Annotated in this window: 15 protein-coding genes; 10 read left to right on the top strand and 5 right to left on the bottom strand. The window is 72.9% G+C overall.

The window, feature by feature from the left end; all coding sequences use genetic code 11:
• Window positions 1-5: 5 nt before the first annotated feature.
• Window positions 6-1,493, bottom strand: coding sequence for an FUSC family protein (locus ACF07S_RS10930; RefSeq protein WP_391974031.1), 1,488 nt, complete (start codon window positions 1,491-1,493; stop codon window positions 6-8).
• Window positions 1,494-1,764: 271 nt separating this feature from the next.
• Here ACF07S_RS10930 and ACF07S_RS10925 point away from each other — a divergent pair, with 271 nt between their 5' ends.
• Together ACF07S_RS10925 and ACF07S_RS10920 are read left to right on the top strand one after the other, a co-directional pair.
• Window positions 1,765-2,241, top strand: coding sequence for an Lrp/AsnC family transcriptional regulator (locus ACF07S_RS10925; protein WP_391974030.1), 477 nt, complete (start codon window positions 1,765-1,767; stop codon window positions 2,239-2,241).
• A gap of 476 nt (window positions 2,242-2,717) precedes the next feature.
• A complete protein-coding gene (locus ACF07S_RS10920) occupies window positions 2,718-3,467 on the top strand; it encodes a DUF4142 domain-containing protein (protein ID WP_391974029.1) in 750 nt (249 codons plus the stop codon).
• Window positions 3,468-3,485: 18 nt separating this feature from the next.
• Here the strand turns inward: ACF07S_RS10920 and ACF07S_RS10915 are convergent, their stop codons facing one another.
• Window positions 3,486-4,250 carry a LysR substrate-binding domain-containing protein gene (locus tag ACF07S_RS10915; protein WP_391974028.1) on the bottom strand — a complete coding sequence of 255 codons (765 nt, stop codon included), beginning with the start codon at window positions 4,248-4,250 and terminating at the stop codon, window positions 3,486-3,488.
• 58 nt (window positions 4,251-4,308) lie between these two features.
• Between ACF07S_RS10915 and ACF07S_RS10910 the strand changes: the two genes are divergently transcribed.
• The 3 genes from ACF07S_RS10910 (at window position 4,309) to ACF07S_RS10900 (ending at window position 6,523) form a co-directional block, all read left to right on the top strand.
• A complete protein-coding gene (locus tag ACF07S_RS10910; RefSeq protein WP_391964167.1) occupies window positions 4,309-4,701 on the top strand; it encodes a DUF5997 family protein in 393 nt (130 codons plus the stop codon).
• Between the two features lie 154 nt (window positions 4,702-4,855).
• A complete protein-coding gene (locus ACF07S_RS10905; RefSeq protein ID WP_391964168.1) occupies window positions 4,856-5,344 on the top strand; it encodes a hypothetical protein in 489 nt (162 codons plus the stop codon).
• Between the two features lie 93 nt (window positions 5,345-5,437).
• Window positions 5,438-6,523 carry a MerR family transcriptional regulator gene (locus ACF07S_RS10900; protein WP_391974027.1) on the top strand — a complete coding sequence of 362 codons (1,086 nt, stop codon included), beginning with the start codon at window positions 5,438-5,440 and terminating at the stop codon, window positions 6,521-6,523.
• Between the two features lie 42 nt (window positions 6,524-6,565).
• Here ACF07S_RS10900 and ACF07S_RS10895 read toward each other — a convergent pair whose 3' ends face one another.
• Together ACF07S_RS10895 and ACF07S_RS10890 are read right to left on the bottom strand one after the other, a co-directional pair.
• Window positions 6,566-7,813 carry a cation:proton antiporter gene (locus tag ACF07S_RS10895; protein ID WP_391964170.1) on the bottom strand — a complete coding sequence of 416 codons (1,248 nt, stop codon included), beginning with the start codon at window positions 7,811-7,813 and terminating at the stop codon, window positions 6,566-6,568.
• Window positions 7,814-7,817: 4 nt separating this feature from the next.
• Window positions 7,818-8,288: a cation:proton antiporter regulatory subunit gene (locus ACF07S_RS10890; protein WP_391964171.1), complete on the bottom strand. Its 471-nt coding sequence runs from the start codon at window positions 8,286-8,288 to the stop codon at window positions 7,818-7,820.
• A 327-nt stretch (window positions 8,289-8,615) separates the two neighbouring features.
• Between ACF07S_RS10890 and ACF07S_RS10885 the strand changes: the two genes are divergently transcribed.
• Together ACF07S_RS10885 and ACF07S_RS10880 are read left to right on the top strand one after the other, a co-directional pair.
• Window positions 8,616-9,452, top strand: coding sequence for a universal stress protein (locus ACF07S_RS10885; protein WP_391964172.1), 837 nt, complete (start codon window positions 8,616-8,618; stop codon window positions 9,450-9,452).
• Between the two features lie 49 nt (window positions 9,453-9,501).
• A complete protein-coding gene (locus ACF07S_RS10880) occupies window positions 9,502-10,002 on the top strand; it encodes an SRPBCC domain-containing protein (RefSeq protein ID WP_391974026.1) in 501 nt (166 codons plus the stop codon).
• On the opposite strand, the gene ACF07S_RS10875 is transcribed toward ACF07S_RS10880, so the two are convergent.
• On the bottom strand, window positions 10,003-10,155 hold the full coding sequence (locus ACF07S_RS10875) for a hypothetical protein (protein WP_391974025.1): 153 nt from the start codon (window positions 10,153-10,155) through the stop codon (window positions 10,003-10,005).
• Window positions 10,156-10,425: 270 nt separating this feature from the next.
• Between ACF07S_RS10875 and ACF07S_RS10870 the strand changes: the two genes are divergently transcribed.
• Genes ACF07S_RS10870 through ACF07S_RS10860 form a run of 3 tightly spaced genes read left to right on the top strand, consistent with a single transcriptional unit; the run spans window position 10,426 to window position 16,299 of the window.
• Window positions 10,426-10,872 carry a hypothetical protein gene (locus tag ACF07S_RS10870; RefSeq protein ID WP_391974024.1) on the top strand — a complete coding sequence of 149 codons (447 nt, stop codon included), beginning with the start codon at window positions 10,426-10,428 and terminating at the stop codon, window positions 10,870-10,872.
• Entirely contained in the window at window positions 10,862-11,518 is a 657-nt protein-coding gene (locus tag ACF07S_RS10865; protein ID WP_391964176.1) for a hypothetical protein, read from the top strand. Before ACF07S_RS10870 ends, ACF07S_RS10865 begins: the two co-directional genes overlap by 11 nt.
• 2 nt (window positions 11,519-11,520) lie before the next feature.
• Window positions 11,521-16,299: a putative T7SS-secreted protein gene (locus tag ACF07S_RS10860; RefSeq protein ID WP_391974023.1), complete on the top strand. Its 4,779-nt coding sequence runs from the start codon at window positions 11,521-11,523 to the stop codon at window positions 16,297-16,299.
• Window positions 16,300-16,322 lie beyond the last annotated feature (23 nt).

The raw sequence follows: 16,322 nt of genomic DNA, 5'->3' as shown, positions 1-16,322 counted from the left end.
CCCGGTCAGGCCCCGACCAGCGGGGAGCCGGACGGTGCCCGCAGGGGCACGGCCAGTTCGGCCAGGGCGCGTTCCAGCCCGTGGAGGTGGGCCAGGGCGGGTTCCGTCGCGGCCGGGGCGGCCTCCACCGCGAGGTCCCGGCCATCGGTGAGCGCCTCGACAGCCACCTCGACCCGCCGGCAGGCGGCGGCCAGACGGACGTCGTGCGAGGCCTCCGGGTCCGCGGCGACGGCGACGAGCCCGCGGATCTCCCGGGCGCAGTCGTCGAGCAGGGCGAGCACCCGGCGGGCACGCCGCTTGCGGCCGAGCATGGGGTTGAGGGGATGCACCAGCGGGGCGACCGAGAGCCGCACCCGGGCCAGGAGCTGCTCCAGCTCCGCCACCGTCGGCGCCGGGTCGGCGTCCGCGGCCCCGGCCAGCCGCGCGGCGGTCTGTGCGGTGCAGGCGTGGACGCAGCGCAGGGCCCGCCGGATCCAGGCGTCGGTGACGCCGTGCGTGGTGACGGGCAGGACGAAGGCCACCGCGAGCGCGGCGCCGAGCGCGCCGACGCCGGTCTCCACGAGCCGCAGCGCCAGCAGTCCGGGGGTGAGCACACCCAGCAGGCCGTAGAGCATGGCGGCGAGCATCGTCACCCAGAGCATCATCCAGGTGTAGGACACGGCGGCCGTGTAGAAGACGCCGAAGACCGAGACGGTGACGACCAGCGCCGTGAGGGGCACGGCGCCGTGCGCGGGGACGGCGACGAACAGCGCGAGTGCGATGCCGATGACCGTGCCCAGCACGCGCCGGAAGCCGCGTACCAGGGTCTCGCCGCGCGAGGTGGTGTTGACGAACACCCACCAGGCGGCGCCGACGGCCCAGTACCAGCGCTGTCCGGACACCAGCTGGCCCACGACCAGGGCGAAGCCCGCGCCGGCGGTCGCCTGGATCGCCTGGCGGGTGGTCACTCGGAGCCGGCCGGCGCCACCCGGCGGTGCCGGTACGACGGCCGGGGGCAGGCGGCGCTCGTAGCACCACAGACCGAAGCGCACCGCCGCCGCGGCCGGCACGGAGAGCAGGACGGCGGTGTACAGCTCGGGGAGCTGGTCCGGCCTCGCGTGCAGGAACTGCGCCACGAAGTACGTCATGAACGCGAAGACGCCGAGGCTGTGCCCGCGCGGACCCCAGCGCCGCACGTACACGCCCAGGCCGACCACGGCGAGGAAGGTGACATCGCGCGCCACCGGGTGGTCGTGCAGCACGGCCGCGGCGGCGAGCACCGGCAGGCCGACGGCGGGCAGCAGCGCCGTGGTGACGGCCTGCGCGCGGACCGTGGCGTCGGTGACGGTGAACAGGGCGAGCAGCGCGGCGAGCCCACCGGTGACGGCACCGGTGAGCGAGTGTCCGGCCAGACCGCAGACGACGACGGCGAGCCCGATGCCGAGCACGGCCCGCGCCGCGAAGCGCAGCCGGATCCGGCCGGGGTCCGGAGCCGTGAACACCCTCTTCAGCACCGCTTACCGCCCCCTGTGAATGGTGGTGTGCACCGTGGCATGGAAAAGGCGCCGCGGAATCCGCAGCGCCATCGACCCCTCCATATGAGCATCATTGACACCGATGGCTCAACAGGCCGCCTTTCGACTGGGCCAATGGCCTGGCCAGAACGGCGGGTGCTCGGCCGCCGGGGTGCCAACGGCCGACGGCGGGTGGCTCGGCCGCCCGGCACTCCCCCGGGCCATTGGTACAGTCGGAAACGATCACCGAGGGACGGGGAGGCGGGGCGTCATGGCCGTGGACGAGCTCGACACCCGCATCCTGCGACTGCTGCTGGAGCGGCCGCGCACCAGTGTGCGGGAGTACGCCCGGATCCTCGGGATCGCCCGCGGCACCCTCCAGGCGCGCCTCGACCGCATGGAACGCGAGGGTGTGATCACCGGCACGGGCCCCGCCCTGTCCCCCGCCGCACTGGGCCACCCCGTGCTGGCGTTCGTGCACATCGAGGTCACCCAGGGGCACCTGGACGAGGTGGGCGAGGCGCTCGCCGCCGTACCGGAGATCGTCGAGGCGTTCTCCATCACGGGCGGCGGCGATCTGCTGACCCGGGTCGTGGCGCGCGACGCCGGGCACCTGGAGGACGTCATCCAGAAGCTGATCGGCCTGCCCGGTGTGGTGCGCACCCGCACCGAGGTGGCACTGCGCGAGCGGGTCCCGCACCGGCTGCTGCCGCTGGTGGAGTCGATCGGCCGCTCGGCACGGAAGTGAGCCCGGCGTTCCGGACCCCCTGAGCACCCTCGGCGCCCCCGGCCCGGTCCGCTGTCCACGCGGCCACCCGTCCGCGGCGGCGCATGTCCGCAACGTATCGCTCCCGGACCGTCGACGCCCCTCCGCCCCCTCCCTGCCGTCCGGCCGGCCCTTCCCTGTCGTCCGGCCGGCCTTTCGCACAGGGTTCGGCATAACGAACCGCACGGAGGAGCGCCCATGGCACGGCCCCTCCTCGTCCGGGCCGGAGCACCCCCCCCCGGCAAGGGCGAACCGGTCGCACGGGTGCGGTCCACCGTGGATGCCCGGGTCTCCGCCGGCCTGCTGGGCCGCGCCGACGGCGACACGGTGGTGAGGACGGCCCGGGCGGCTGCCCACGTCCGCTGGAACGGGCGGAAAATTCTTTCCCGAACGGTGATTGCCCCGCGCCTTGCGTCCGTACTTCCTGCTGTTGGGCCGTTCATATCCCAGGAGGCACGATGCGCATCTCGCGCAGCACGGCAGGAACCGCGTTCGTGGGCGGAGCCATGATCCTCACCCTCGCCGCGCTCGCCTATCCCACCATGCTGGGCGTACAGAACACGTCGACCAAGCCGGACCGGGTGGTGGCCAACACGAACTACGGTCCGCTCACCGAGGCGGACCGTGACTTCGTGGTGAAGGTGCGCGCGGCGGGACTGTGGGAGCACCCGCTGGGGCTGCTGGCGATGGAGCGGGGCACGACCCCCGAGATGAAGGAGGCGGGTGAGCACCTGGTCGTCGGTCACGGCAGACTCGACGACACCTGCCGCAAGCTCGCCCTCGAACTGGGCATCACCCTGCCGAACCAGGCCTCACCCCAGCAGCAGGGGTTCGTCGCGACCGTGCAGTCCTCCACCGGCAAGGAGTTCGACTCCACGGCGGTGAACATCATGCGGGTGACCCACGGCCAGATCTTCCCGGCCATCGCCAAGATCCGGGCCAACACCAGGAACACCCTGGTGCGGCAGCTGGCCGACCAGGCCAACGACACGGTGCTCGACCACATCACGGTGCTGGAGAAGACGGGGCTGGTCAATCACGAGCAGGTCAACTTCCAGCAGACCAGCCCGCCCAAGATGCCGCAGGAGCAGGTGACCCCGCCGGCACCGCAGGCGGGCGCGCCGGTCCTCGTGCTGAAGATCCCCGAGGGGCTGGAGGACCTGAACACGGCCTCTCCGGCGCCGTCGCCGTCGCCGACGATCGGATAGGGCGACCCTCCCGCACGGTCACGACCCGCGACGGGGCCTGCCCCGCCGCGGCTTCTTCGCCGCCCCGCCGGCGGCTCCCCGGCGGCCGCGACCGCTCGACCCGCCGGCCGGCTGCTGCCGGCGGACGCCCGTGCGGTCGGCCCGCTCGCGCTTGTCCCCGTCCGGCGGCTGCCTGCGGCCGCGGCTGCTGTTGACGGTCCGGCCGCGGACGATCCCGATGAAGTCCTCGACCCGGTCCGTCGTCGCCGCCTCGGGCCAGGCCAGTGCCACGCTCGACTCGACAGCCCCCTCGAGCGGCCGGTGGGTGAGGTCCTTGCGGTGGTACAGGCGGGCGAGGGACAGCGGCACCACGAGCACGCCGATCCCGGCCGCGACGAGCTCGACGGCGTCGGCCGTGGTGGCGGGGCGTTCGAGGGCGGGCCGTCCGGGCGGGTTCTCCCAGCCGAGGACGTCGTCGAGGGGGTGCAGCACGATCTCGTCGGCCAGGTCCCCGGGGGACACCGCGTCGACCGCCGTGACGACATGGTCCCGGGGCACCACGACGACCGTCTGCTCGGTGTAGAGCGGGATCGCGCTGAGGACCGTACGGTCGACGGGCAGCCGGACGAGGCCCGCGTCGGCGTCCCCGCCCGTCAGCAGCCCCTGTGCCGTCGCGGCGGGCACCTGCGTGAGGGTCAGCGGGACGCCGGGCAGCCGCTCGTTCCAGATGCGCACCCATTTGCCGGGCATCACGCCGGGGACGTACGCGAGCCGGAACGCGGGGGACACTTCCGAGCCTGTCACCTGGCCAGGTTACCGGCCGTGGTCGGTGGTCGCGCACACGCTCGATACCCTGGACCCCATGACGTCGCACCAGAACACCCAGACCATGAAGCCCGCGACCGCGGCCAAGAAGCTGGGTGTGTACCTCGAGGCCACCCCCGCCGAGTTCCGGGAGGGCGCCGTCTCACGCGCCGAGCTGAGCGCGCTCCAGGCGGATCCGCCGCAGTGGCTGCGGGACCTGCGGCGCGACGGGCCGCACCCCCGCCCGGTGGTCGCGGCGAAGCTGGGCGTCTCCATCGCCGGTCTCGCCCGCGGCGGCGTCACCGAGCCGCTCACCACGGAGCGGATCGAGGCGCTGAAGCAGGAGCGTCCCGAATGGCTGGAGCGGGAACGCGCCATCCAGGCCGGAGTCCGCAAGGAAGCGGCGCGCCTCAAGCAGCGGGACGCGGAGCGGGCGCAGCACGGCGACTGACCCGGGTCGAGTCCCCGGCCCGGCCCGGCCGGGCGTTGTCCGCCGGAGGAGAACGCCAGGCCGCGCCACCCTTCCGGTGGTCGGAAATATCCACCAGCATGGCCGTACCGCACGCGCCCACAGCGGCGCAGCCGACCGTGCCCGGGGTGGGGACATGCACAGCTTGATGTGGAAGCAGGCCGTCGAGTGGCTGGCCGCTGCGGCCACGGACCCGCAGGAGTGCAAGCGCGAGTGGGACTACGGCAAGGGGACGGCGCTGCTCGCGGCGGGCCGGTACTGGGACGTGCTCAGCGTGCCCGACCGCCTCGGTCTGCTCGCCCTGGACATCCTGTGGCGCGATCCCCTGAAGGTGCCGGGGCCCACCCTGGTGGACGTCACGGCCCGCAGAGTGGGGTTCTTCCTGCCGCCCGACCCGGTCAACGAGTGGATCGGATGCGGGGTGCGGCACGTCGGCCGGGGCTCCTGGGTCGCCGTACCGCCGCCGTACCGGCCGGCCGGCCGCCTGGAGTGGCTCGTCCCGCCGGACGGCACCGGCACCCTGCACGCCCCGGGCCCGCTGGAACTGGCCCTGCGCAAGGCGACCGGGACGCTCGCCGTACTGGCCCCGGCCGGCGCGGACGCGGCGGGGCCGGACGGCTGGTGAGTCCGCCCCCGCGCGGTGCCCGGCCGTCGCGCCGGCACCGGGATTGACCCTCGACCTTGTCGAGGGATCAGGGTTGCGGGCGTGGAGAGCGGAATGCGCAGCATCGGTGAGATGGCCCGGGACAGCGGGCTGGGCGTGAGCGCCCTGCGGTTCTACGACCGTGCCGGTGTCCTGGTGCCCGACCGGGTGGATCCGGTCAGCGGTTACCGCTGGTACGCCCCCGGGCAGGTCGGCGAGGCCCGGCTGCTGGCCCGGCTGCGCCGGGCCGGGATGCCGCTGGCGGACGTCCGGCTGGTGCTGGCCGGCTGGGCCGGCGCCGACACCGCCCTCGTACGCCGGCTCCTGGAGGCGCACCTGCGCCGTCTGGAACAGGGGCTGTCCGATGCCCGTACGGAGTTCTCTACGCTCGGAGCCCTACTCGATCTCAGGGAGAACCCCATGACCGCACCCCGTACCGACGTTGTGGTCCGGCTGTCCGTCCCCGCCCCCGAGCTGGCCGCCGCGCTGGACGCGGTCCGTTTCGCGGCCGGCACCGACCCCGAACTGCCGATGCTCGGCGGGATCCTGTTCGACGTCGAGGGCGACGCGCTGCGTCTCGTGGCCACCGACCGGTACCGGATGGCCGTCGCGCGCACCGCCGCCGACGGGCACGGCGGGCCGCGGGTCCAGGTCACCGTGCCGCTCGCGCTCGCCGACGCGACGCGGGCACTGCTGGACGGCGAGGAGCACGCCCGGCTCACCCTGGACGGTGACCGCGTCACCCTGGAGGCAGGGGACCGGCAGACGTCCGGCCGGCGCCTCGGCCACGACTTCCCCGACTACCGGCGCCTCGTCCGCCTCCCGGCCGGACGGCGCGCCCTGGTGGACGTGCCGGCGTTCCGGGAGGCGGTGCGCACCGGTCCCGTCCGCGCGGGCGAGGGCGGCGGGCGGGACGAGGCGGCCCGTGACGTCAGCGTGCTGGAGGTGTCGGAGGACGGCTCGGTCTCCCTCGCCGGGGACGGCGCCGGCGGCCGGGACCTCGTCGCCGTCAACCGCGCGTTCCTGCTGGACGCGCTCGCCGCGGGCGGCCGCGACCGGCTGATCCTCGAGGTCGGTACGCCCACGGCGCCCCTCGCGGTCCGCCGGCCGGACGACGAGCACACGTTCTCCCTGCTGATGCCGGTGCGGCTGGAGGACTGAGGTGCGTCGCGGCGGTCCGGTGACGCGGCTCCCCGGACGGGATCAGCGTTCCGGGCCGCCGTCGTCCACCGGCTCCAGCGTCCGCGCCTCCGGTGTCGCACCGTGCTCGGGCGGAGTGCCCGCGGGGGCGGTGCGACGGCCGGTCAGCCACAGGGCGAAGGGCTCGGTGCAGCGGGCCGTGAGCGGGCCGAGGACGACCAGGACCAGGACGTAGGCGGTGGCCAGCGGGCCGAGGTCCGGTTCGATGCCGGCGGTGACCGCGAGTCCGGCGATGACGATGGAGAACTCGCCCCGGGCGACCAGGGTGCCGCCCGCGCGCCAGCGGCCCTTGGAGGAGATACCGGCCCGGCGGGCGGCCCAGTACCCGGTGGCGATCTTCGTCAGTGCGGTGACGACGGCGAGCGCGAAGGCCGGGAGGATCACCGGCGGGATGGACTCGGGGTCGGTGTGCAGTCCGAAGAAGACGAAGAACACCGCGGCGAACAGGTCCCGCAGCGGTGCCAGCAGGTTGTGCGCCCCCTCGGCGACCTCGCCGGACAGGGCGATGCCGACCAGGAACGCGCCCACGGCCGCCGACACCTGCAGCTGCTGGGCCAGCCCCGCGACCAGCAGGGTCAGTCCCAGCACGACCAGCAGCAGCTTCTCCGGGTCGTCGCTGGAGACGAACCGGGAGAGCACCCGCCCGTAGCGGACGGCGACGAACAGGACGAGTCCCGCGACGCCCAGCGCGATGGCCAGCGTGACGCTGCCGGCGGCGAGGCTGACGCCGGCCAGCAGGGCGGTGATGATCGGCAGGTAGACCGCCATCGCCAGGTCCTCGAGCACCAGGATGCTGAGGATCACCGGCGTCTCGCGGTTGCCGAGCCGTCCGAGGTCGCCGAGGACCTTGGCGATGACGCCGGAGGACGAGATCCAGGTGACCCCGGCCAGCACCACGACGGCGACCGGCCCCCAGCCGAGCAGCAGGGCCAGGAGGGCGCCGGGCAGGGCGTTCAGCGCCATGTCCACGAGGCCGGCCGGGTACTGGGTCTTGAGGTTGGAGACGAGGTCGCTGGCCGTGTACTCCAGGCCGAGCATGAGCAGCAGCAGGATGACGCCGATCTCGGCACCGATCGCCACGAACTCCTCGCTCGCGCCGAGCGGCAGCAGCCCGCCCTCGCCGAAGGCCAGGCCGGCCAGCAGGTAAAGGGGGATCGGGGAGAACTGCAGTCGTCCGGCGAGGCGTCCGAGCAGGCCCAGTCCGAGGATGATCGCGCCGAACTCGATCAGGAAGGTCGCGGAGGAGTGCACGCGCTCACTCCCGACCGAGGATCTCGGCGGCGGCCTCGATGCCCTCACGGGTGCCGATCACGATCAGGGTGTCCCCGCCTGCCAGCCGGAAGTCCGGCGCGGGGGACGGGATCGCCTCGGCCCGCCGCAGCACCGCCACGATCGACGCGCCGGTGTCGGCGCGCATCCGGGTCTCGCCCAGCAGCCGGCCGTTCCAGTGCGAGACCGAGGACAGCTCGATGCGCTCGGCCACCAGCCCGAGGTCGGTGGTGTGCAGCAGGTTGGGACTGTGGTGGGCGGGCATCAGCGCGTCGATCAGCGCGGCCGACTCGGCGACGTTCAGGCGCAGCGACTGCGCGCAGGCGTCCGGATCGTCGGAGCGGTAGACGTTGACCGTGCGGGCGCCGTCCCGGTGCGCGATCACGGACAGGTGCTGGTGCTCACGCGTGGTGAGGTCGTATTTCACGCCGATGCCCGGCAGCGGCGTCGCGCTCATCCGTGGAGCAGGCACAGCCCGTCCCCTTCCCGATGTCTTCCGATGTCTTCCGATGTCGTCCGACGCGTCGGTACCGCAGTGCGTGTCGGTACCGGAGGGGCCCTCGCGTCGCACAGGTGATCCACCCCCACGGCAGCAATGGTGCCATCCCGCCATTCGGCCGGGACATGGGTGCCGTCACGGACGGACATCGGGCGTGTCGGCGCCGAGAATGCCCGGGTCTGCCGTATCGCCGCAGGTCGGGACCGTCCCTGAAGGGCGTGGCGGTGGCGCGTACGAGCCGCCCGGCGGGGGTACCCGAAAGCCCCGCCGGGACGGGAGTGTGCAGTGGACGACACGGTGATCGTGGGAGTGGACGGTTCGCCGGCCAGCCTCGCCGCGGTCGACGTCGCGGTCGGTGAGGCGCGGTTGCGCGGCGCAGGGCTGCGGATCGTGCACGCCTTCAGCCGCCCCGCCGACCTGGATCCGATGATCCACGGTGTGCTGGCGCGGTCCGAGCGGCGCGCCCATGAGCTGGCGCCCGGGCTGGAGGTCGCCCGGACCGTGGCCTCCGGTGAGACGCTGACGGTGTTGCGCAGCGAGTCGCGGCACGCGGTGCTGACGGTGGTCGGCGGGCGGGGCCGCGGCGGGTTCGGGGGTCTGCTGCTGGGCTCGACGGTGGTGCAGCTGGCCGCGCACGGGCACGGACCGCTGATGGTGGTCCGCGGGCGCGCCGACCCGCGGGGGCCCGTGCTGCTCGCCGTGGACGGCTCGCCGGCCGGGAACGCGGCGGCGGCCTTCGCCTTCGCCGAGGCCGCGCTGCGCGGGGCCCCGCTGGTCGCGATGCACGTGTGGAACACCTGGAGCGAGCCGACGCCGTACGAGGGCCCGGCCGATCCGCTGAACGTCGTGGTGGATCTCGACCGGCTCCGCGACCGGCACCGGCGCCTGCTGGAGGAGGCGGTGGCCCCGTGGCGGGCCGCGTATCCGCGGGCCGCCGTGGAGCCGCGGCTGGAACGTGCCCGGGTGCGGCACGCGCTGCTCGACGCGAGCCGGGGGGCCCAGCTGGTGGTGGCCGGGGCACGCGGCCACGGCGGCTTCACCGGGATGCTGCTCGGTTCGGTCAGCCAGGCGCTGCTGTACCACGCCGACTGCCCGGTCACCGTGGTCCGCGCCGTGGGGTGAGCGGTGCCGCCGGTGGACGGTCACCGGCGGGGCGGGACAGGGTGGGTCCATGTACACGACGCGGGCTTCCGGTCATGTGAACGCGCCCCGGCCGGCCGTCTACCGGGCGCTGGTGGACGCGGACGCGATCACGCGGTGGCGGGTGCCGCCCGGCATGCGCGGTGAGGTGCACGCGTTCGAGGCGCGCGAGGGCGGCGCGTTCCGCGTCTCGCTCGCCTACGACGCGCCGGGCGCGGAGGGCAAGTCGGCCGCGCACACCGACACCTACCACGGCCACTTCGCACGGCTGGTGCCGGAGGAGGTGGTCGTGGAGGTCATGGCGTTCGAGACCCGGGATCCGGCCCTGCTCGGCACCATGACCATGACGACCACGCTCACCGACGCCGGTGGCGGCACGGACGTGCTGATCGTCCACGAGGGCGTCCCCGACGCGGTGCCCGCCGCCGACAACGAGGCGGGCGTACGGGCGGCGCTGGCGCAGCTCGCCCGTTTCGTGGAGCGGGGCGAAGGCCCGTCCGGCTCGGGCCGGGTGTCCGGTCCCGGAGGGTGATCACCGGGCGGTCACGGCCCGCACTGCCAGGGTGCCCCGGCGGAGCGCGGCGCCGTCGTTCCCACGCAGCGGGCGCCGGCGGGTGCTCGCCCCGTTGCGGATCAGCCCGAACCGCTTACCGCCGCGCTCCACGCCCTCCTCGTGATCGCACAAAAGCGAACCTCACTCGCGAAAGGGCAGGTCGGAAACGCTCAGTACGAGCGCCGTGGTGAGGATCCGCGGAGCCGCTCCGGGGGACATCGCTCGGTCCAGCCGGAATTCCCGCCTGCAGTCCCCCTGTACCTGCCGCTACCCCAGAAACGACAGACGCACCTGCCGGTCGGGGTTGTCCTTGTTCGTGTCCGCCAACCTCCGTCAAGACAACTTCGATCATAGACGCGAACCATCCCTTCCGAACATACGTCCTCTTCTAGGGTGCCGGTAGTGATCCAGGAGGTGGGAGGGGTCGTGGAGCGGGCAAGAACGGTATTCGCCGAGCGGATCGCCGAGCGGCGGGCGGGCGTCGGGGATCCGCGGGCGCTGGTCGGCGAGATGCGCAGGACGGTGCTGCTGGTCCCGTCCGTCGACGGGCGCCTGTGGAGCGCGCGTTCGGGCGGTGTGCGATGGGTGTGCGCCTTCACGGACGAGACGGCGCTGGCCCGGTTCGCGCTTCGCCACGGTCCGGGGGAGCGGCCGGTGGAGTACGCCGCGCTGCTGGGCGCGCGCATCGTGGACGAGGTCGTGCCGGGCCTGGGGGAGCCCGCCGGCCTCGCCGTGGACATCGCCACCGAGGACGGGTCGATGTTCTTCCCGCCGGTCACCGGGATCGTTCCGGACGGGGCCGCCGTCGACACCGGGACGGCCGGGGAGGAGCGCGGTCATGGGCGGTGACGGGCTGGGCCTGAGTTTCGACAGGGCGTCGGTCGCGAAGTTCACCAAGGGGGTGGGCGCCACCATCGACGGGCTGGGCGAGTTGGGCGGCGCGACCGGTTCGGTGATGGGCAAGGGCTTCTCCCAGCTGTCGATGACCGGGATGGAGGCCGGGCACCACGGTCTGTCGGTCGACTTCGAGGACTTCTGCGAGCGGTGGGAGTGGGGCGTGCGCGCCCTGGTGCACGACGCCAGTCAGATCGCGAACCGTCTCGGTCTGGCGGCCGGCACGCAGTGGGAGCACGACCAGTACGTCGAGGGGGCGCTGAAGGTGGGGGTCAACTCCCTGGCGGGCGGCAATCCGCACGCCTCCGAGGAGGAGATCACCCGGCAGGGCTGGGGCGAGGTGTTCAAGCCCGACTACCTGGATCCGGACTGGAGCAAGGAGTCGTGGGAGCAGGCCGGCCAGGACATCGAGCAGACCTGGAAGGACACCGGGCGCACCGTTCTCACCGAGGGGCAGGTCGGTGATCTGACGTCGAGGATCGACGACGCGGTCGGCGTCACACCGGAACTGCGTGAGCAGGCACTGGACAACGTCTTCGGGCCGTCGCCGGAGGAACGCGCCCAGCAGCAACAGCAGAGCGGCGAGCGCGGGGGTGACTGAGCGTGGGTATCGGCGACTTCATCAAGGACATCACGCCGGACTCGGTGGAGGAGGCGGTCGAGGACGGTACCGAGTGGCTCGGCGACCGGGTCGAGGGCGCGGGCAATTGGACCGCGGACCGGCTGGACGACGTCGGCTGGGAGTCCGGCGCGGACTGGGTGCGCGAGCAGTCGCGTTCGGTCGCGAACCGGATGGGCGCCGAGGTCGACGAGATGGACCTCGGGCAGACCGAGGACAAGACCAAGCTGGTGTACGGCAATGCGGAGAAGATCCGTTCCACCGCCGAGAAACTCCGCGCCTTCCAGAAGGCGTTCGACGACGCCGGCGAGGGCCTGAAGGGCCTGGACTCCTCGCAGCTCAAGGGCAAGGCGGCCGAGGCGCTGCGCAAGGCGGTGAGCACGCAGCCGCCCAAGTGGTTCACGGGCGCCGACGCCTGTGAGAAGGCGGCCGCCGCGCTGGAGGCGTTCGCCGGAACGGTGACGTGGGCGCAGGGGCAGGCGCAGACGGCGATCGAGAAGTGGAAGGACGGGGTCAAGGCGTCCGAGGACGCCGCCGACGCCCACCGCGAGAAGATCGACGGCTACAACAGGGCCGTCGAGCGCTACAACGCCCAGCCCGCCGACCGGCGCGACCCGTCCACGCTGCCGCCCTGCCCGGCGCCGACGTTCGACGATCCGGGCAAGAAGCTGATGCAGGAGGCGCAGGAGATCCTCGCCGACGCCCGCGAGCAGCGCAACACGGCCGCGGAGACCGCCCGCAGCGCCGTCCGCGCGGCGCGGGACCTGGCCCCGGAGAAGCCTTCGTACGCGCAGCAGGCGGGGCAGGGTCTGCAGGAGCTGCAGATCATGGGCGACCACGTCGGCGGCGGGATCGTCAAGGGCACCGCGGGACTGGTGAACTTCGTGCGGGGGATCAACCCGCTGGACCCGTACAACATCACCCACCCCGCCGAGTACGCGACGAACCTCAACAGCCTGGCCTCCGGCCTGGTGCTGGCCGCCAACGACCCGGTGGGCACCGGCAGGCAGATGGTCAGCGACTTCATGAAGGACCCCTACGAGGGCTTCGGCCGGCTCGTCCCCGACCTCGCGCTGACCGCGGCCACCGGCGGGGGCGGCGCCGCGGTCAAGGGCGTGCGCATCGCCGCGGACGCCGCCGACGCCGCGCGGGCCCGCAACCTGGTCGACAACGCCCCCGACGGCACCCACGGCCGCCCCGACGGCACCCGCACCACCGACGGCACCGACCCCGTCGACCTCGCCTCGGGCCGCATGTTCCTGCCGCAGACCGACGTGGAGATCCCCGGCGTCCTGCCGCTGGTGTTCACCCGGCGCACCGAGTCCGGCTGCGCGGCCGGCCGCTTCCTGGGGCCGTCCTGGACGTCCACCGTCGACGAGCGCCTGGAGGTCGATCCGGTCGGCGTCGTCCACGTCGGCGCCGACGGCCTGCTGATCACCTATCCGCACCCGGTCCCCGGCGCCCCCGCCCGTCCAGAGTCCGGCCCGGCCCGCACCCTGCTGGCCCGCGACGCGGACGGCGACTACACGCTCACCGACCCCGACACCGGCCTGGTCCGCCACTTCGCCGCCCCGCCCGGCGCCGAACCCGGCGGCGACGGAACCGCCTGGCTGACGTCCCTCACCGAACGCAACGGCCACACCGTCACCGTCGACCGCACCGACGACGGCCTGCCGCTGGCCCTGGTCCACTCGGCCGGCCACCAGGTGAAGCTGGCCTGCGCCGACGGCCGGATCACCGCCCTCTCCCTGGCCGGCGCGGGCGAGGGCGGCACCGACCTGCCGCTGATGGCCTACGGCTACCAGGACGGCGACCTCACCGCCGTCACCAGACCCTCCGGCGCCACCACCACCTTCGTCTACGACGACCGCCGCCGCGTCACCGCCTGGATCGACTCCAACGGCCGCCGCTACGACTACGCCTACGACGACCGCGACCGCGTCGTCGCCGAAGGCGGCGAAGCCGGCCACGTCCAGATCACCCTCGCCTACACCGAACCCGACCCCGAGACCGGCCACCGCACCACCACACTCACCACCGCCGACGGCCGCACCACCCGCCACCTCATCGACCGCCGCTGCCGGGTGATCGCCACCACCGACCCGGTCGGCCACACCAGCCGGTACAGCTACGACGCCCACGGCAACCTCGTGAGTCGTACCGACCCACTGGGGCGAACGACCGCCTTCACCTACGACGAGGACGGCCGTCTCGTCTCGACGGTCCGCCCCGACGGCAGCGGACACACCATGAGGCCGGGGCGTTTCGGGAGGCACACGGAACTGGTCGGACCCGACGGAGCGCGGTGGTTCCAGGAGTTCGACGAACGCGGTAACCGCACCTCCGTCACCGACCCCGGCGGTGGCACGACTCGCTTCACCTACGACACCCGAGGTCGCCTGACGTCGGTCACCGACGCACTCGGCGCCGTCACCACGGTGCGGTGCGACGATGCGGGGCTGCCGGTACAGGTCACCGACCCGGCAGGGGGCAAAGTCCTCCTGGAGCGCGACGCACTGGGCAGCGTGGTCCGTGTCACCGACCCGGGCGGCGGGGTGACCTGCCTCGAGTGGGACGCTGACAGGAATCTCGTCCGACGCGTCGCACCGGACGGCACCGTCGAGTCCTGGACCTACGACGGGGAGGGCAACCAGCTCACGCACACCGACCCGGTCGGCGGTGTTTCCCGCTGCGAGTACAGCCACTTCGATCTGCTGACCGCCCGAACCGCTCCCGACGGCGCTCGGTACACATTCGCGTACGACGCCGACCTCCGACTCGTCGGCGTCACTGATCCGCAGGGCGCACGGTGGACGTACGAGTACGACGCGGCAGGCCACGTGGCCGCGGAGACCGACTTCGACGGCAGGACGCTCCGCTATCGGTTCGACCCCGCCGGGCTGCTGCTCTCCCGCACGGACGCGCTCGGGCAGACCATCACCTTCGAACGTGACCAGCTGGGACGGGTGCTGCGGAAGGACGCCGCGGGGAAGGTCACCACCTACGAGTACGACCCGGCCGGACGCCTTCTGCGTGCGACGGGGCCGGACAGTGAACTGCTCTGCGTGTACGACCGTCGTGGCCGGCTCAAGGCCGAGATCGTCGACGGCCGCACCATGAGCTACGCCTACGACGCCGTGGGACGCAGGACCCGCCGCATCACGCCCACCGGGCATGTCACCACCTACGGATACGACACGGGCGGCCGCCCCGGACGACTGACCACCGGCCGGAACTCGGTCTTCTTCACCCACGACGTCGCGGGCCGTGAAACGGCCCGGGTCTTCGGTGACATCGAGGGCGCTCTCACCATCACCTCCGCCTGGGACGCGGCCGGTCGTCTTGCCGCCGAACACGTGAGCGTCGGCGGCCGGACACTCAACCGGCGTGCCTACACCTACCGCCCGGACGGCTATCTCAGCGCGGTCGACGACCAGTTGGCCGGAAACCGTTCCTTCGACCTGGATGCCGTCGGCCAGGTCGTCGGCGTCCGGGCGCAGAACTGGTCCGAGCGGTACGTGTACGACGCGAGCGGCAACCAGGTGGAGGCCATCTGGCCCGTCTCCCATCCGGGGAGCGAGGCGATCGGACAGCGGACCTACGCCGGCTCGGCGATCCTCCGTGCCGGAGCCGTCCGCTTCGAGCACGACGTGCTCGGCCGCATCACCCTCCGCCAGAAGCGGCGCCCGTCCCGGCGCCCGGACACCTGGCGCTACACCTGGGACGCGGAGAACCGCCTCACCTCGGTCGTCACTCCGGACGGAACCCACTGGCGATACCGGTACGACGCGCTGGGCCGTCGCATCGCCAAACAGCGGCTGGCCGACGACGGCGGGACGGTGGCCGAGGAGATCCGGTTCTCGTGGGACGGGATGACGCTCTGCGAAGAGGCCATCTTCCAGGCTGACCTCCGAACCACGGTCGCCCTCACCTGGGACCACCGCTCCGGTGTTCCCCTGTCCCAGACCGAGCGCGTCCTCGGTGCGGGCACCCGCCAGGAAGAGATCGACCGTCGGTTCTTCGCCATCGCCACCGATCTGGTCGGCACGCCCACCGAGCTGATCGACGAGGACGGCGCCGTCGCGTGGCGCAAGCGGGCCACCCTGTGGGGCACCACTGCCTGGGCGAGAGACAGCAAGGCCTACACTCCGCTGCGCTTTCCCGGCCAGTACTACGACTCCGAGACCGGCCTCCACTACAACCTGTTCCGTCACTACGATCCCGAGACAGCCCGCTACATCACGCCCGACCCCCTCGGTCTCGCTCCCGCGCCCAACCCCGTCACCTACGTACGTAACCCCCACACCTGGTCCGATCCGCTCGGGCTCAGTCCTTATCCGCGCGGCGAGCGAGGCAACCCGTTCGACCACCGTGCCGACGCGGAGCGGGCCGCCTACGAACTCGCCGGCGTGCGGTACGGCGAGGAACCGATCGCCGAATGGACCGTGACCGGGGATCGGCACCTCAAGCACGCCCCCGGGTACATCTATTCGTCCGACCCGGCCCACTGGGGTCACTTCCGCCAGTTCGAGACGGACAACGGCTCGCGCGTGGTGGTCGAGCACACCCACGATCCGGCGGGCCCGCACTTCCACGCCGGCAAACCGAAGAACGACGACACTCGAAGCCTGGTCAACTTCGGCTGGGACAACACACAGATCCAACGGCCGGACGGCACCGTCGGCTATCCGGAGTCCATGGAGAGATATGCCAAGATAAACAAGCCAGGCGGTGATCATCACCTTTTCTATTCGGGCGGCTGAACCCGGCGAACCGACGGAGGGTA

Origin of the sequence: Streptomyces sp. NPDC016640, assembly GCF_043076215.1 — a bacterium.
In the GTDB taxonomy this organism is placed as follows: Bacteria; Actinomycetota; Actinomycetes; order Streptomycetales; family Streptomycetaceae; genus Streptomyces.
This window is presented reverse-complemented; position numbering and strand designations above follow the sequence as displayed.

What these genes read in the sequence shown, in the direction of transcription:
- ACF07S_RS10880 (WP_391974026.1), top strand. Translation starts at nt 9,502, where the DNA reads ATGTACACGACGCGGGCTTCCGGTCATGTGAACGCGCCCCGGCCGGCC.
- ACF07S_RS10920 (WP_391974029.1), top strand. Translation starts at nt 2,718, where the DNA reads ATGCGCATCTCGCGCAGCACGGCAGGAACCGCGTTCGTGGGCGGAGCC.
- ACF07S_RS10910 (WP_391964167.1), top strand. Translation starts at nt 4,309, where the DNA reads ATGACGTCGCACCAGAACACCCAGACCATGAAGCCCGCGACCGCGGCC.
- ACF07S_RS10900 (WP_391974027.1), top strand. Translation starts at nt 5,438, where the DNA reads ATGCGCAGCATCGGTGAGATGGCCCGGGACAGCGGGCTGGGCGTGAGC.
- ACF07S_RS10865 (WP_391964176.1), top strand. Translation starts at nt 10,862, where the DNA reads ATGGGCGGTGACGGGCTGGGCCTGAGTTTCGACAGGGCGTCGGTCGCG.
- ACF07S_RS10905 (WP_391964168.1), top strand. Translation starts at nt 4,856, where the DNA reads ATGCACAGCTTGATGTGGAAGCAGGCCGTCGAGTGGCTGGCCGCTGCG.
- ACF07S_RS10890 (WP_391964171.1), bottom strand. Translation starts at nt 8,288, where the DNA reads ATGAGCGCGACGCCGCTGCCGGGCATCGGCGTGAAATACGACCTCACC.
- ACF07S_RS10925 (WP_391974030.1), top strand. Translation starts at nt 1,765, where the DNA reads ATGGCCGTGGACGAGCTCGACACCCGCATCCTGCGACTGCTGCTGGAG.